The following is a 15,218-nucleotide window of genomic DNA, read 5'->3' on the forward strand; positions in this document are numbered from 1 at the left end:
TGAAAGTTTTATAGATGATTATCTTATATAGTTACATTAGCTAATAATTATTCTCTAAAATGAGAACAAAAAGTTAAAAATTAATCTTTTTCATTTTGGTCAAAGTTGTGTTGTTTACGTACTAATACCCTGTTAATACGCCTTAGATCGCTCTCTAAGATTTCAAATTCTATTGATGCTGGAGCATACATAATTTTTTCTCCTTGTGCAGGTACTGAACCAACTAATGATAGTAATAAACCACCTATAGTGTCAAAATCTTCACTATCTTTACTAGCGATTTCTATATTAAATTGCTTTTCAAGTTTTGTTATAGCGAGTCTTGCGCTAGCTTCGATTGTGCTATCATCAAGTAGAATTAATTCAGGTTCGTAAGTATCATCATGCTCATCTTGGATTTCTCCCACTAATTCTTCAACTAAATCTTCGATAGTGGCTAGCCCATCTATACCACCATATTCATCAAGTACTAATGCCATATGTACTCTAGATAGACGCATTTTTACTAGTAAATCTACAACTTTCATCGATGGAGAGACCACCAATAATTGCCTTATTATATCTTCCATTACAAAAGGTTTTTCATTAACTAAAACAGGAAGAAGATCTTTTATATGAATAAAGCCAATTACATGATCTAATGATTCGCGGTATACAGGCATACGAGTATGTTCTTGCTGAATTAAGATTTTTTTTAAATCTTCCAGGGAAATGAGTGCCTCTACTGCCACTATATCAGTGCGTGGTATCATTACATCACTCACTTTCATTTCTCCAAAGCGTGCTACATTCTGGAGAATAACCTTTTCTTCAGGACTTATAGTATATCCTTCTGCGGTATGTTCTTCAATTAACTCTGCAACTGACTCCTCAAGAGAAGAAGAAGAATGTATGCCGCAAATATGTTTAAAGAAAGTTTTTATATTATAAAGAATAGAATTAAACTTAATATTACTACTATAAATAGAGGTTTTTTCGTTTGACATAATTATTATATTACTTGTTGCACATATAGGGTGATTGTATACCAAAATTAGATAAAACAGCAATTTCTAATTTTTCCATTTTTTCAGCAGTTTGATCATTATCATGAGTATATCCCATTAAATGTAATATACCATGTACGAGTAAATGACTAAAATGGCTGGAAAAAGTTTTATTTTGAGTAATTGCTTCTTCATTAATAACCTCTAGCGCCATTATAATATCGCCTAACAATATAAAATTAAGATAATGAGGTGCTAGATTGGTAATATTTTCTGGGTCAATATCTTGTACGGGAAATGATAAAACATTTGTAGCTTTATCACGATGGCGATAAGTATTGTTCAATAATTGTATTTCTTCATTATTTATAAGGGTGACAGAAAATTCTATGTTCCTTAAGTATTTTGTACAATTTAAAGTATTAAAAGTATTATATGATATATCATATATTAAATCTGTAATATTTGAAAGATGGGTATGCCATCCAGGTTCATCAACATTTATATCTATGTTTAAGGAAAAATTACTATCTGCATTATTCATTGATTATATGCCTGTATAATTTTTATTATTAAAGGATTTCTTATAATATCTTTTTCATTAAGTAGAATAAAACCAATTTCTGGTATAGATGATAATTTATTTATAGCATCTACTAGTCCAGATTTTTGGCCAAGTAAGTCCCCTTGAGAAGGATCACCCGTAATAACCATACGAGAATATTTTCCTAATCTTGTTAGAAACATTTTCATTTGTATAGTAGTAGTATTTTGCGCTTCATCTAATATTATATAAGCATTATTTAAGGTACGTCCACGCATAAATGCAAGTGGTGCTAACTCTATTTCGCCATTATCCATATATTTTGCTAACAGATCGGCATTAATCATATCTAAAAGAGCATCATATAGAGGCTGTAAGTATGGATCTATTTTCTCTTTTATATCACCTGGTAAAAAGCCTAGTTTTTCACCCGCTTCAACTGCAGGTCGAGTTAGTATAATACGCTCTACTTGTTTAGTAAGAAACATATGAACAGCATGAGCTACTGCAAGATAAGTTTTACCAGTACCCGCAGGCCCTGTTGCAAATACTATTTCTTGATTTTTTAGAGCACATAAATATTGTGATTGATTATATGAATAAGGTGATATCACACGTTTAGGAGTTTTTATATATATTGAGTCAGTAGATATGTTCATTTGATTTGCGCGCGCTAATTCTATTGTAGATTCAAAGTCTTTTATATCAAGACTTTTAGTTTGCTTTAGTTGTTTATATAGTGTTTCTAGGACGAATTTAGCAAAATCTGTTTGTTTAGCAAAACCTGATATAGATAATTTATTACCACGAACTGTAATGGTAACTTTTAACTTTTGCTCTATATAGCGTAAATAGCTATCATCTGTACCAAATAATTCAGACAGCAAACTATTGTTATCAAAAGTTATATAAGCAAGATGATTATTTATAAATGTAGCCATATATTAAGAAATATATTGAAATACAGTAATATATGTCAGTCAATCATTTAGAGTTAAAACTCTATGATTGATAGATATACAATTATATAGTGCTTGAAAGATCATTTTAAAAGCCAATTAGTAAAATAATATATAACTAATGAATATAACAATAAATTATAAATAAATCTAGTCTGATTTCTAAATAAAAAGGGGGCATATAAACAACCTTTTCATACTTACGAATACATTTTTCTAATTAGATACCCCTTTTCTACTCTTTTATACATTCTTAAGCTGTTTTGTGAAGTTTTGACTTATTAGAATGTAAACTTTTTAATTTAGAAGAACTCTTTTTAGACACTAAAGGAGACTTCTTCTTGGCAGATACAGTTTTGTTTTTAGCAGCTGTTATTTTCTTTTTAGCCGTAGCTACTTTGGCTTTGATTTTAGTTTTGGTAACTTTAGCTTTAGCAGTTGCTATTTTCTTTTTAACTGTAGCTACTTTAGCTTTAATTTTAGCTTTAGTAGTTTTGGCTTTAGAAGTTGTAACTTTCTTTTTTGCTACAGTTTTTTTCTTAGTAGTTTTTGAAGCTTTGGCTTTTGTGGTTTTAGAACCTGAAGTAGGTTTTTTTACCTTGGCAATAGCATTCTGTAAAATAGCATATAAAGTGTCGTTAGAGTTTTTAATTTTTTCTTTTAAAAGACGTTCATTAGTAATTAAATGTACAATTAGTTTGGCTAACTGTTGTACAGGAGAATCATGGCTGCTAGATTGCTTTAAATGATTTTTAATTAATTGTTGATGTTCATCAAGGAAATTAACAACTGATTTTGTTAGAGAATCTAATTGATGAGTAGAATGTTTAGAGGTGGTACTTTTGGTATTCACCTTATGTGTAGTTTTTAATTTAGAAACTTTAGATAATGACATTATTATCTCCTACTTGAGTTGTCAATGATCCAGCTATATACCTTATAGCTAATAATTATAATTTTAATAGTAAGAAATAGTAGTTAATTTTTTATTAAACATTAATTTATTGCATATAGTAGGAATCTTAAGATATATTATATAATTTGTATTAAAAAATTAAAAATAAATTTTTGAGCTAGCCTTGCTTAATTATGGTATAGCAATCTTTCTATTACATGCCACTATATATTTTTTTCTTTAACTAAACCTTTAATTTTTTTAAAAAAAGGTACTTCCGTAGTTACAATTTTTAATTATATAATTTGTATATGTGATATTTTTACAATTTAGAGGTACCAGGAATGGGTTTTACAAGCAAAAGAGGTCGTCCTCGCCGGAATCCTGATAATTCTAATATCATTACTAAAGAACTTTCAATCAAACATAAGGCTGGCTTAACTAGGGAACCCTTAGATATTTTCTTAGCTAAAGGTATCTTAAGTAACATAGAGCATAAAGCAGGGGGTTACTTACGTAAGCTTTATACATTAAGATTTAGTATATTCCATCTCAAAGCTTATGATCATAGTTATGTTAAAGGACGTTCTTTAGATAATTATGATGAAGAATGGTTAAAAATTAAAAATCTGGAATATCAAGAAGCAATTTTAATATTACGTAGCTGTAAAGCATTTAGCGTAGTTACTAATTTGTGTTTATTTAATCAATTTCCGCGCAGTTTTTCTTATGCGCTTAAGCAGCCTTTTAATGAATTGAAGGTAATAGCAGAGGAAAGATATAATGAAATAGAAGTCTTAAAATATGGATTAGGAAAATTGGCAGAATTTTTTGGTATAATTGCTAATATAGATTATGCAAACCAAAATTCTCAGGCATAAATATTATGAGTTACTAAAAGCTGATTTCACAAGCTTTATTGGTAAAAGTTTTATAACTGTCAATCCAGGAACAAAATTTTTATATAATTGGCATATTGAGCTAATATCCGAGATATTGCAGGAAGTAGCTCAAGGTAAGATAAAGCGTTTAGTTATTAATATGCCACCTCGTTATTTGAAGTCATTATGTGTCAGTGTAGCATGGCCTGCATGGTTATTAGGCCATAATCCTACTCAGCGTATTATGGTGGCTAGTTATTCTCAATTACTTAGCAATAAACATTCTTTAGATTGTAGAATAGTAATGCTTTCTAAATGGTATAGAGAGTTATTTCCAGAAACAATTTTAAGATATGACCAGAATACTAAATATAAATTTGCTACAAATCATGGAGGATTTCGTTTTGCAACCTCTATTAATGGTACAAATACTGGAGAAGGTGGAAACGTCTTAATTGTGGATGATCCTCATAATTTTATGCATATAAATTCGATCAAGCAGCGTAACAAAGTTATAGAATGGTTTGAACAAGGATTTATTAGTCGCTTAGATGATAAAAATACAGGTTCTATCGTACTTGTGATGCAAAGATTCCATGAGAACGATTTAGCTGGTTATTTATTGAAGAAAAACTCTTGTTCACGGTATTATCTAAAAATACCAGCTATTACGCATCAAAAAACTTATATTTCAGTAGGTAAATTAAATATAATAAGAGAAGAAGGATCAATATTACATACCAAAAGAGAAGATAAAATCCAATTAAATATAATTAAAAATGAATTAGGAGAATATAGTTTTGCTGCCCAATATCAGCAAATGCCTATAAATACTATGGGTAATATGATTAAGGCTGAATGGATTAAACGTTATAAGGAAATTCCTATAGGTGGCAAAATAATTCAGAGCTGGGATACAGCAATTAAAGCCGGTAGAAATAATAACTATACAGTATGTAGTACATGGATGCTAGATAAGAATAACTATTATTTAATAGATATATGTCGTGTTAGAGTTGAGTATCCTGATTTAAAAAAGTTGGTAGAAGCTTTAGCAGGAAGATGGAAAGCTGAGTTAATTTTAATTGAAGATAAAGCAAGTGGTCAGTCATTATTGCAAGATTTTAAGAGGGAGGGAAAATTACCTTTAATGGCTATCAGACCTGTAGGAGATAAGATCACACGCTTTGCATCATGCTCAATAATGTTTGAGTTAGGGCGTGTATTTTTACCTCTCGAGAGCAAGTGGTTAACAGAATTGGAGTATGAATTATTATCTTTTCCTATTACCAATTATGATGATCAAATTGATTCAATTAGCCAATTTTTATCCTATATTAAGAATCATATCTATAATGGAACAAAATTTAAGATTAGGATGTTATAAGGATCAGAATGTAAATATAGTAAATTGATTTGAACTTGCAGACGCAGTTAACTCAAAGCTCTCCTACTATTTGTAGGCTTTGCTCTATCTACCCTCGTCCCAAATACAGCTTAATTTACTATAGCTTATCATTCCTATCTACTCAGGAAGCTGAAAAAATATAGTGCATAATATTAAGACTATCATGACTTTTTAATATTAATAGCAAATTGCTGAACTATTGATAAAACATTATTCCAAGCCCAGTATATAATTAAACCCGCAGGTAACGAACCAAACATAAACGTAAATATCACTGGTAAAAACTTCATAACTCGTGCTTGTACTGGATCAGTTGGCTCAGGATTCATCCTTTGTTGTAAATACATAGTAATACCCATAATAATAGGCCATATACCTACATGTAATATACCTGGAGGGGACCATGGAATTAGTCCAAATAAATTAAAGAATGAAGTTGGATCTGGCATCGATAAATCGTGTATCCATCCAAAAAAAGGAGCTTGACGCATTTCTAAAGTCACAAATAATACCTTGTATAATGAAAAGAAAACTGGAATTTGAATCAAAATAGGCAAACAACCCGATAATGGATTTACTCCCTCACGTTTGTATAGATCCATTACTTCCTTATTAAACTTCATACGATCATTGCCGCATTTTTCTTTTAATTTATTAATATAAGGCTGCAATTGTTTCATTTTATTCATAGAATGATATGATTTATTAGCAAGAGGAAACATAATTAATTTTACAACTACAGTAAGTAATAAAATTGCAATACCAAAATTTCCTACAAATGAATAAAAATATTGTAGTGCATAAAACATTGGCTTTGTAATAAAATAAAACCAACCAAAATCTATAGCCCTATCAAATAAATTAATATGTAATGATTTCTCATACTGGTCTAATAATTTAAGTTTTTTAGCTCCTGTAAAAAAATGGCTACCTATTTCGATAGACTGGTTAGGTTGTACTATGTATGGCTGACTTATATAGTCAACTTGTATTTTATTTTGCCCCCCTTTAGTGAAAGCATGAAAATGTGCTGTAAAATTATCTTGAATATTAGGTATCAGAGCTGTTAGCCAATATTTACTTGTAATACCTAACCAATCTCCTGTTTTATTATGCATAAATTCTTTTTGCTTATCAGAAAACAAATCATCATAAGTAGATTCACTTAATATACCATTAAATACCCCTATAGGACCTTCATGTAATATAGAATTAGATTTATGATCTGTTGGCATTGGTTTATTAATCAAGCTATAAGCTGAAATTACAATAGGCTTCTCACTGTAATTTTCCACCTGTTGCTTGATATTAAACATATAATAATTATCTATCGAAACTGTAATAGTAAATAGTAGTCCTTCACCATTATTCCAGGACAAGGTTAAAGGATTACTAACTGTTAATAATTTATTATCAGATTCCCATATTGTTTTAGAATTAGGGAGCTTAAGATTAGGATCTGAAGATACCCAGCCGAATTCTGCAAAATAACTTTCTTTTGTAGCAGGAGGAGAAAGTAATACAACTTCATTACTATTGGGATCTAAAGATTCTTTATATTCTGCTAGTGTAATATCATCTAATCTTGCGCCATGCAAATCAATAGAGCCATGCAATCTACTATTATCAATTGTGACCCGGTTATGGCGTGTTGAAGAAAGAGCCTGTTCCCGTGATTGTAATATATTTTCTGTGATGGCTGATGATACATTATTATTAGTATCAATAACGGACGTTTTTTTATTAACTTCTTTATGTTGTTCTATTTTAGGTAATTCATAGTAATACTGCCATAACACTAATACCAACGTTGACAATATAATTGCTAAAGAAAGTTTTTTTAAATCAGACATAAGATCACTTTATTATTAGTTATCAGTTGTTTTTAATTGCTTTGGAACGGGATCAAATCCAGATTCTCCCCACGGATGACATTTTATAATTCTTAAAAATATTAATTTAGTAGCAACATATAAGTTATGTTGAATTAAAGCCTCATACGCATATTCAGAACAGCTAGGAGCAAATCTACAAGATGGTTTCATGATAGAAGAAAATATAAGTTGATATATTTTAATTATTAATAATAACAATATACGTATTAAAAACATAATAACTCTTCTTTTATGCAATCAAGCATCTTATTTAATTAAAAAGGGCATTTAATTTTCTTATACTATATCTAAAATCATTAATTAATTGATTAAAAGGACAGTATAAAGTTTTCTTTCTGCCAATAATAACATAATTATAGCAGGGAGAATTTTCAGGAAATATATTTTGTACAACTGCCCTTAAGCGCCTCTTAATTCTATTTCTCTTAGCAGCATTCCCAAGTTTTTTACTAACTATAATACCTACTGATATTTTATTACAATTATAAGTTTTGGCACAAAATAAAACATGTGTACTGCCCACAACTTTAATACCATTATTTAGAATAAAAGAAAAATCTGCTTTTCTTCTATTAGTGGACATAAAATAAAACTTTATTTATTTTTTAGGCACAAAGGCGTTTACGTCCTTTAACACGTCTATTGTTAAGTACCCTACGTCCGCCAACACTTGCCATCCTCAATCTAAAACCGTGTCTACGCTTTCTTACTAATTTGCTAGGCTGATATGTACGTTTCACTATAAAACTCCAATTTTATATTTATATATTAAAAGGACCTCTTGCATATATAGAGCTTCTCTATATACTAATTAATTATGATTAAGTCAATTACCTAAAATTTATGTATAAAAAATATATATTACCTATTTTATTTTTAATAGCGCTTGTAATATGCTCTGCGTTATATAGTAGTAGTCAGGATAATAATGAGTCTATCCAAACCATTTTATCTTTTTTTCAGGGCAATCTTAGCCAATTAGCTTACACTATAACTATGCCTTTATTACGAGCCTGGAATTATTCTATATATACTACAACAGATAAGCAGGCTATTACCCTTGGTAATATCTTACTCGGCTTAATATTATTTGTATTAGGGCTTAGATTAGCACGCTATTTAACTGAACTAACAAAAATAAAGGTTCTGAATATTATCAAATTAGAACCTAATGTAAAGAACATTTTAGAAAAAGTTATTCATGCACTATTTATTATATTAATTACTTTAACAGTATTAGAAATTTCGCACGTTCCTTTAACCATTTTTACTTTTATTGGTGGTGCATTAGCAATCAGCTTAGGGCTTGGAAGTCAACATATATTAAATAATGTTATTAGTGGCCTTACAATTATGATTGAGCAACCTATTCGACTAGGAGATCTTCTAGACGTAGGAGGAGGAAATATAGGACGTGTAGTTAATATTGGACCACGATGTGTTATACTACGCACAGCAGATAATATAGATGTTTTGGTACCAAATAGTTTAATTTTACAAAATACTATTATTAATTATACATTAAATGATTCTATTATACGTATCTCAACAAACATATACTGTATGTATAATACCTCCTCACAAGATGTAGAGAGTATTTTACACAGCGCTTTAGAGCAAAATAAAGATGTATTGAAATATCCTAGACCTCAAATATTGCTGAACTCAATTGAAGGTGGTGTATTACACTTTGTATTAAATTTTTGGATAGACGTAAATGGCGGTCCAGATCGCAAACAAATTACTAGTAATATCCTGCATTCAATAAATTCTTTGTTACAACAACATAATATACCTATAGCATTTTATCACAACCATAATTCTCATTAAGTTATAAGATGATTAGAGCTTTCTCAGCTTCTTGCTAGTAAAAACAGTTGAGCATTGATTACTTAGTGCGATAAGAGAATTCTACAATTAGTAGGAAAGTGCAGAGCTATGTATGCAAGTTCAAATGTTTTTACTATAGTAAATTAAGTTGATAAAGACATGATATATGATATATTAAAAAGCTCATAAACCCAAAACAGTAGAAGCAATGGCATATTCCTTAGATTTACGTAAAAAAGTAATTCACTATGTTAATAAAGGTTATACCAGAGAAGAAGCTGCAAGAATTTTTGGCATAGGTGAAAGAACAATTTATAGATGGTTATCGAGATCGAAATCCGGGAATTTAGCAGCCACACGAGCAGCTAAGCCATGGAAGAAGCTTGATCCAATCAAATTATTAAACGAGGTGTCTAAAAACAGCAATTGGCTATTATCTGATTTTGCAAAGGTTTTTAATGTGTCTACAGCTGCTATCTGTTTGGCATTCAAGACTTTGGGGATCACACGAAAAAAAAGACCACACTCTATCGTGAACGGGATGAAGCAAAACGGCAATTATTTTTGGCAGCTATCGCAAACTATAAAGCGGAAGATATAGTTTATATTGATGAGAGTGGAATTGATAGCTATTTGTACTATTCTTGGGGATACAGTCTCAGAGGAAGTAAAGTTTATGGTGATATCTCAGGTAAAAAACATGATCGAGAAAGCTTTATTGCAGGTAAGGTTGGGAAGAAAATTATTGCGCCAATGTGTTTCAAGGGCACATGTAATACAGAAGTTTTTAACGAGTGGGTTAGTCAGTGTTTGGTGCCCGAACTAAGATTTGGTCAAGTTGTAATACTTGATAATGCAACGTTCCATAAGTCAGCTAGAACTAGGAATTTAATAGAAGATATAGGCTGTAAACTTTTATTCTTACCACCTTACTCTCCTGATCTCAACCCAATTGAAAAATATTGGGCTCATTTAAAAGCTAAAATCAAACCTATCATTACTAATTTTAATAACCTTAGCGATGCTATTGATTATGGCTTCTCTATGCTATTCTCAACTTAATTGACTATATATAGCTTCTTGATTTGAATTAACATATGCGTTTTTCTTCGCTAACCTAACAAAAGTAGGTTTCGCTCATCATGACTATCTGCTAAGGAAGCTGAAAAAACTATACATCAGATTACTGTACATCCAAAATAATTATTACGTCTAATATCTTCTTTGAGTGTAAAGCTTGAGGTAATATTATGTTTTCGTAATATATGTGCCATATATGCTGACTCAATATCTCTATTATCTACAATTTTACTCCATATTGACATATTTCGCATATACATTTCATCAAGCGCGGTATAGCCTTGATAATTCTGTAATTGTGGATTATTTCCATGCAAAGCAAGTAACCTCAAAGTATTTTTTTGAGCGTCTATATTCCCCCCTTGCATTTGAGAGACTAAATGTGCTGGCGTATTACCATTGTTATCAACAATCTTTATATCCGCGCCTTTTCTAAGCAACAACTCTATGATATTAAAACAATTACATCTTGCAACAATATGTAACGCTGTACGTCCTTCATAATTTTGGATATTTATATCAGCTCCCATATGCAGTAAAATTCTAATCGCATCTATATTTGTATACTTTGCAGCAATATGTAGGGCTGTTTCTCCTTGTTTATTTATAAAGTTTATAACTGATACTAATCCTAACCATATTTCAGACTTTGAGTAATCATGTTGAGCAAGGCATTTATAATATAGGCCACAAAATATTTGAAATATTTCAGTGTTATTATTACTTATAGATAACATTAAAGGAGTATTACCTTGAAAATCCATAGCCTTAAACGCCTTTAAAAAATACATACAATAATTATAATTATTAGGACTGCTATATATCAATTCAATGATCTTTAAAATCTTAGATTCTACTTTTTCTGAGGCAATTAAATGTAATATATTACAATTTTCTTCTGGATGACAAATACCTGCTATTAAACTAATGTCATTCTTTAATAATATAGAAAATTGATTTAAGTCTACTTTAAAAGCTGCATCAAAAAAGTTCTGGGTAGCTCTATTGCTGGAATCTGCGGTTACCATTCTCATTATATGTAATCCTTTTAACAATATAAAAATAGCTTTGGTCAATTACTAAATAATAATATATTTCAATATATAGTGAAAACACTTGATATAAGAAGTGATCAGAGAAACCTACAACTAGTAGGAAAACAAAGAACAACGACATATGTAAGTTCAACTGCTTTCATTGTAATAATATTATACTCTATCTTTATTATTAGCGATATATTTTATGACGTTTCGTTCACTACAAGATTATCAGTAAAGTATTTTAGATAAGATTTTAGAAATAATTTCAGGGTAGATAAGTAAATTTTTGAAGCTAACACTGGTAAGATTAGATCAAAATACTGCTAATAAAGACTTTTTAACGTCCATATTATTTACCAATGGTAGGCTTGCTTAAATTACGTTTATTTTTAACCATATATGTATATTTTATCTCCTCCTCTTTAATAGTCTCAGGTTCAAATCGTTTAGCGTAGGCTACTCCACCTTTAAGAATATTATTAATAAAATTCTCAAATTTACTTTCACCAGCAATACGTCTGGGATTAGTAAATTTATAAATTTCATAAATTACAGCTTTTTTTAAGTTCTCTCTTATTTATTTCATTGAATTTGTATCAAAATCAAGAACTTCTTCAGATGCGTTGCATTCTTTAACCGTTTTATTCAATGCAAGAAAAAATCTCTTAATAATTTGTGCTAATTTACGCTCATCTATTTTTTGAGTATTGCTTTTGTTTAATTCTATGATAATCTTTAATAATTCATAATAAAATAGTTCAAACTGCTCTTGAGTAAGAGATAAGTTAGCAATTTGGCTATCGACACGATTAGAAAACGCGTATAATATGTTACGCATTAAATAAATTAAATGCGGAGAATCTAAATTACCGTAAGACTTAAGAGCAGCAAGAATTTTAAACAAGCTATGTTTAATTTCATGTTGTGTAAAAAGGGTTTCAATTAATTCTGAGACTTCAGTAGTGGAATTATGCATCAAATTACCCTATTTTGAATGTGTTACTTACTAATATAATCATAATTTTATAAGAAATGATTAATAAATATACATAATGAATAAAGACCTATGATTTTAAATTATAAGATTTTAATTACTTTATTAATTTTGCTATTACCTAATATAGCATTTACCGAAGATAAAATATCTTTATTAAATGTATCATATGATCCTACGCGTGAGCTATATCAAGAGATTAATAACGCCTTCAGCAAAAAATGGGAATTAGAACATCTGCAAAAAGTTGAAATTAAACAATCTCACGGAGGATCTAGCAAACAAGCTCGTTCTGTCATAGAAGGATTATCAGCCGATGTAGTTAGTCTAGCTACTGCATATGATATAGAAATGATTGCTCTTAAAGGATTAATTCATGATAATTGGTATAATGAGTTACCCAATAATAGCTCTCCCTATCGCTCTACTATAGTATTTTTAGTTAGAAAAAACAGTACAAAACATATAGCAGATTGGGATGACTTAATAAAAGAAGGCATAACAGTTGTTACCTCTAATCCGAAAACGTCAGGAGGTGCACGTTGGAATTATTTGGCTGGGTGGGCATATGCAATCAACAAATTTCATGATAATGAAGAAGAAGCCATAAAATTTATTAAAAAACTTTATAAAAATGTTCCAATATTAGATGTTTCAGCTAGAGCTTCCACCATGAGTTTTGTACATAGAAATATAGGTGATGTCCTTATAGCATGGGAAAATGAAGCGTTACTTATCACTAACCATTTAGCACAGAACAAATTTGAGATTGTTATACCTTCAATCACTATGCAAATAGATTTACCTGTTGCTGTAGTAAGCAAAGTAACTGAAAAACATAAAACTACTAAAGTATCAAAAGCCTATTTAGAGTTTCTTTACACGGATATAGCACAGGAAATTATAGCTAAAAATTATTATCGCCCAATCAATAAAGCCATTTTAGAACAATATATGCACTATTTTTCTAAAATTAATTCTGTAACAATTGATACATTAGGGGGGTGGAAGGCAGTATATAACAAGCATTTTGCTAATAATGCTATTTTTGATCAGGTATACAAATAATATATGTTAAAAAAAACTAATATTATTCCAGGTTTTTATTTTACACTAGGCTATAGCTTACTTTACACCTCATTCATAGTATTGATACCTCTGTCTTGCTTATTTATCAAAACTGCTTCTTTAACTTTTGCTGAGTTTCTTACAATTATTACTGACTCTAGAGTCATTGCAGCATATAAGTTAACTTTCCTTACCGCATTTATAGCTGCACTTATAAATAGTATTCTGGGTTTTATTTTATGTTGGGTGATAGTACGTTACAATTTTGTTGGGAAAAAAATTATTGATGCAATCATTGATCTACCTTTTGCATTACCTACTTCGATTGCAGGCCTGTCCCTTGTACTACTTTATACTCCAGAAGGTATATTAGGTAAATATTTAGCACATATGGGGATTCAAGTTGCTTTTACTTCTATCGGAATATGCTTTGCCTTAATTTTCGTAGGTCTGCCTTTTGTAGTTAGAACTATAGAACCGGTATTACAAAATATTGAACAAGATATAGAAGAAGCAGCATTGATACTTGGAGCAGGCCGCTTAAAAATTTTTACAAAAATTATCATACCTAATATCCTTCCTGCATGGATTACTGGCTTTGCTTTAGCCTTTGCACGTGGTATTGGAGAATATGGTTCAGTAATTTTTATTTCTAGTAATATACCTAAAGTATCAGAGATTATCTCTTTGCTTATTACCATTAAACTTGAGCAATTTGAGTATAGTGCTGCAACTGCTATTGCAGTGGTTATGTTAATTATTTCTTTCATGTTATTGTTAATAATTAATATATTACAATTATGGAGCAATCGACATGATCAATACCACTGAGCCTAAAATAGTACGTATTATATTGATTACAATTGCGTTGCTATTTGTGTTTTTATTTCTTATCGCTCCGTTATTAATGGTGATTATTGAAGCATTTCGAGGTGGAGTTGGCCATTATATAAACTCTATATTTGAGCAAGAATCTTATTCTGCTATTAAATTGACATGTTTAGTTGCTTTAGTAACTGTGCCACTGAATTTAATTTTTGGTATTATGGCTGCATGGTGTATTACTAAATTTGATTTTTATGGTAAAGCTATATTAACTACATTAATCGAACTACCTTTTTCGGTTTCACCAGTCATAGCTGGCTTGATATATGTTTTATTATTTGGCAATGATAGTATATTAGGAGAATGGCTTGCGAAATATGATATTTCTATCATTTTTGCAGTACCTGGTATAATACTGGCCACAACTTTTGTAACTTTTCCTCTCGTAGTGAAAGAGCTTATACCTCTCATGCAAGAACAAGGTTATAACGAAGAGGAGGCAGCATTATCACTTGGTGCTACTGGCTTGCAAACATTTTTTTATGTTACATTACCTAAAATTAAATGGGCATTGTTATACGGTGTCTTATTATGTAATGCACGAGCCATGGGAGAATTTGGAGCTGTTTCAGTAGTATCTGGCCATATACGAGGTGTTACAAACACTATCCCATTACACGTAGAAATTCTATATAATGAATATAATTTTATTGGAGCTTTCGCAGTAGCCTCTATACTTGCCATACTGGCAGTAATTACCTTAATAGTAAAATTATTTATTGAAACAAAATATAACCATTAGGACAATTTACG

General features: G+C 30.2%; 17 protein-coding genes. 8 read left to right on the forward strand and 9 right to left on the reverse strand.

From position 1 onward, the window contains the following. Positions 1-80: 80 nt before the first annotated feature. The 4 genes from tlyC to NOVO_03420 all read right to left on the reverse strand — a co-directional run bounded on the left by tlyC (position 81) and on the right by NOVO_03420 (position 3,384). The gene (gene tlyC / locus NOVO_03405) at positions 81-986 is read right to left on the reverse strand and encodes a Hemolysin C (protein AIL65069.1); all 906 of its coding nucleotides are present in this window, start codon (positions 984-986) and stop codon (positions 81-83) included. Positions 987-996: 10 nt separating this feature from the next. Further along, positions 997-1,530: a putative rRNA maturation factor gene (locus NOVO_03410; GenBank protein ID AIL65070.1), complete on the reverse strand. Its 534-nt coding sequence runs from the start codon at positions 1,528-1,530 to the stop codon at positions 997-999. After that, a complete protein-coding gene (gene ybeZ / locus NOVO_03415) occupies positions 1,527-2,471 on the reverse strand; it encodes a PhoH-like protein (protein AIL65071.1) in 945 nt (314 codons plus the stop codon). The genes NOVO_03410 and ybeZ overlap by 4 nt, the downstream gene beginning before the upstream one ends. Positions 2,472-2,742: 271 nt before the next feature. Next, entirely contained in the window at positions 2,743-3,384 is a 642-nt protein-coding gene (locus NOVO_03420) for a hypothetical protein (GenBank protein AIL65072.1), read from the reverse strand. Between the two features lie 344 nt (positions 3,385-3,728). On the opposite strand from NOVO_03420, the gene NOVO_03425 reads away from it, so the two are divergent. Further along, positions 3,729-4,265: a hypothetical protein gene (locus NOVO_03425; protein ID AIL65073.1), complete on the forward strand. Its 537-nt coding sequence runs from the start codon at positions 3,729-3,731 to the stop codon at positions 4,263-4,265. Further along, positions 4,240-5,652 (forward strand): Transposase, encoded by a 1,413-nt coding sequence (locus NOVO_03430; GenBank protein ID AIL65074.1) that lies wholly within the window; start codon positions 4,240-4,242, stop codon positions 5,650-5,652. Before NOVO_03425 ends, NOVO_03430 begins: the two co-directional genes overlap by 26 nt. 182 nt (positions 5,653-5,834) lie before the next feature. Here the strand turns inward: NOVO_03430 and yidC are convergent, their stop codons facing one another. From yidC to NOVO_03445, 3 genes are read right to left on the reverse strand one after another with little or no spacing between them, the layout of a single operon-like run. Then, positions 5,835-7,526 (reverse strand): membrane protein insertase, YidC/Oxa1 family, encoded by a 1,692-nt coding sequence (gene yidC / locus NOVO_03435; protein ID AIL65075.1) that lies wholly within the window; start codon positions 7,524-7,526, stop codon positions 5,835-5,837. A gap of 15 nt (positions 7,527-7,541) precedes the next feature. Next, on the reverse strand, positions 7,542-7,784 hold the full coding sequence (gene yidD / locus NOVO_03440; protein AIL65076.1) for a Putative membrane protein insertion efficiency factor: 243 nt from the start codon (positions 7,782-7,784) through the stop codon (positions 7,542-7,544). 34 nt (positions 7,785-7,818) lie between these two features. After that, entirely contained in the window at positions 7,819-8,151 is a 333-nt protein-coding gene (locus tag NOVO_03445) for a ribonuclease P (protein AIL65077.1), read from the reverse strand. A gap of 260 nt (positions 8,152-8,411) precedes the next feature. Between NOVO_03445 and kefA the strand changes: the two genes are divergently transcribed. From kefA to NOVO_03460, 3 genes are all read left to right on the forward strand, one after another. Beyond that, on the forward strand, positions 8,412-9,398 hold the full coding sequence (kefA, locus tag NOVO_03450) for a Potassium efflux system KefA precursor (GenBank protein AIL65078.1): 987 nt from the start codon (positions 8,412-8,414) through the stop codon (positions 9,396-9,398). Between the two features lie 208 nt (positions 9,399-9,606). After that, the gene (locus NOVO_03455) at positions 9,607-9,999 is read left to right on the forward strand and encodes a Transposase (protein AIL65079.1); all 393 of its coding nucleotides are present in this window, start codon (positions 9,607-9,609) and stop codon (positions 9,997-9,999) included. A 152-nt stretch (positions 10,000-10,151) separates the two neighbouring features. Further along, positions 10,152-10,460, forward strand: coding sequence for a hypothetical protein (locus NOVO_03460; GenBank protein ID AIL65080.1), 309 nt, complete (start codon positions 10,152-10,154; stop codon positions 10,458-10,460). Between the two features lie 116 nt (positions 10,461-10,576). Here NOVO_03460 and NOVO_03465 read toward each other — a convergent pair whose 3' ends face one another. Together NOVO_03465 and NOVO_03470 are read right to left on the reverse strand one after the other, a co-directional pair. Next, complete coding sequence (locus NOVO_03465) at positions 10,577-11,512, reverse strand: Ankyrin repeat protein (GenBank protein ID AIL65081.1); 936 nt, start codon at positions 11,510-11,512, stop codon at positions 10,577-10,579. Between the two features lie 583 nt (positions 11,513-12,095). Further along, entirely contained in the window at positions 12,096-12,494 is a 399-nt protein-coding gene (locus tag NOVO_03470; protein ID AIL65082.1) for a hypothetical protein, read from the reverse strand. A 90-nt stretch (positions 12,495-12,584) separates the two neighbouring features. Here NOVO_03470 and sbp point away from each other — a divergent pair, with 90 nt between their 5' ends. From sbp to cysW_2, 3 genes are read left to right on the forward strand one after another with little or no spacing between them, the layout of a single operon-like run. Further along, a complete protein-coding gene (sbp, locus tag NOVO_03475; protein ID AIL65083.1) occupies positions 12,585-13,580 on the forward strand; it encodes a Sulfate-binding protein precursor in 996 nt (331 codons plus the stop codon). A gap of 3 nt (positions 13,581-13,583) precedes the next feature. Continuing rightward, positions 13,584-14,411, forward strand: coding sequence for a Sulfate transport system permease protein CysT (gene cysW_1 / locus NOVO_03480; protein AIL65084.1), 828 nt, complete (start codon positions 13,584-13,586; stop codon positions 14,409-14,411). After that, entirely contained in the window at positions 14,395-15,207 is an 813-nt protein-coding gene (gene cysW_2, locus NOVO_03485; protein AIL65085.1) for a Sulfate transport system permease protein CysW, read from the forward strand. The genes cysW_1 and cysW_2 overlap by 17 nt, the downstream gene beginning before the upstream one ends. Positions 15,208-15,218: the final 11 nt, after the last annotated feature.

The organism is Rickettsiales bacterium Ac37b (assembly GCA_000746585.2).
GTDB lineage: Bacteria > Pseudomonadota > Alphaproteobacteria > Rickettsiales > Arcanibacteraceae > Ac37b.

What these genes read in the sequence shown, in the direction of transcription:
- NOVO_03445 (AIL65077.1), bottom strand. Translation starts at nt 8,151, where the DNA reads ATGTCCACTAATAGAAGAAAAGCAGATTTTTCTTTTATTCTAAATAAT.
- NOVO_03455 (AIL65079.1), top strand. Translation starts at nt 9,607, where the DNA reads ATGGCATATTCCTTAGATTTACGTAAAAAAGTAATTCACTATGTTAAT.
- NOVO_03470 (AIL65082.1), bottom strand. Translation starts at nt 12,494, where the DNA reads ATGCATAATTCCACTACTGAAGTCTCAGAATTAATTGAAACCCTTTTT.
- NOVO_03430 (AIL65074.1), top strand. Translation starts at nt 4,240, where the DNA reads ATGCAAACCAAAATTCTCAGGCATAAATATTATGAGTTACTAAAAGCT.
- NOVO_03460 (AIL65080.1), top strand. Translation starts at nt 10,152, where the DNA reads ATGTGTTTCAAGGGCACATGTAATACAGAAGTTTTTAACGAGTGGGTT.
- NOVO_03410 (AIL65070.1), bottom strand. Translation starts at nt 1,530, where the DNA reads ATGAATAATGCAGATAGTAATTTTTCCTTAAACATAGATATAAATGTT.
- kefA (AIL65078.1), top strand. Translation starts at nt 8,412, where the DNA reads ATGTATAAAAAATATATATTACCTATTTTATTTTTAATAGCGCTTGTA.
- cysW_2 (AIL65085.1), top strand. Translation starts at nt 14,395, where the DNA reads ATGATCAATACCACTGAGCCTAAAATAGTACGTATTATATTGATTACA.
- NOVO_03465 (AIL65081.1), bottom strand. Translation starts at nt 11,512, where the DNA reads ATGAGAATGGTAACCGCAGATTCCAGCAATAGAGCTACCCAGAACTTT.
- sbp (AIL65083.1), top strand. Translation starts at nt 12,585, where the DNA reads ATGATTTTAAATTATAAGATTTTAATTACTTTATTAATTTTGCTATTA.
- ybeZ (AIL65071.1), bottom strand. Translation starts at nt 2,471, where the DNA reads ATGGCTACATTTATAAATAATCATCTTGCTTATATAACTTTTGATAAC.
- NOVO_03420 (AIL65072.1), bottom strand. Translation starts at nt 3,384, where the DNA reads ATGTCATTATCTAAAGTTTCTAAATTAAAAACTACACATAAGGTGAAT.
- NOVO_03425 (AIL65073.1), top strand. Translation starts at nt 3,729, where the DNA reads ATGGGTTTTACAAGCAAAAGAGGTCGTCCTCGCCGGAATCCTGATAAT.
- cysW_1 (AIL65084.1), top strand. Translation starts at nt 13,584, where the DNA reads ATGTTAAAAAAAACTAATATTATTCCAGGTTTTTATTTTACACTAGGC.
- yidC (AIL65075.1), bottom strand. Translation starts at nt 7,526, where the DNA reads ATGTCTGATTTAAAAAAACTTTCTTTAGCAATTATATTGTCAACGTTG.
- yidD (AIL65076.1), bottom strand. Translation starts at nt 7,784, where the DNA reads ATGTTTTTAATACGTATATTGTTATTATTAATAATTAAAATATATCAA.
- tlyC (AIL65069.1), bottom strand. Translation starts at nt 986, where the DNA reads ATGTCAAACGAAAAAACCTCTATTTATAGTAGTAATATTAAGTTTAAT.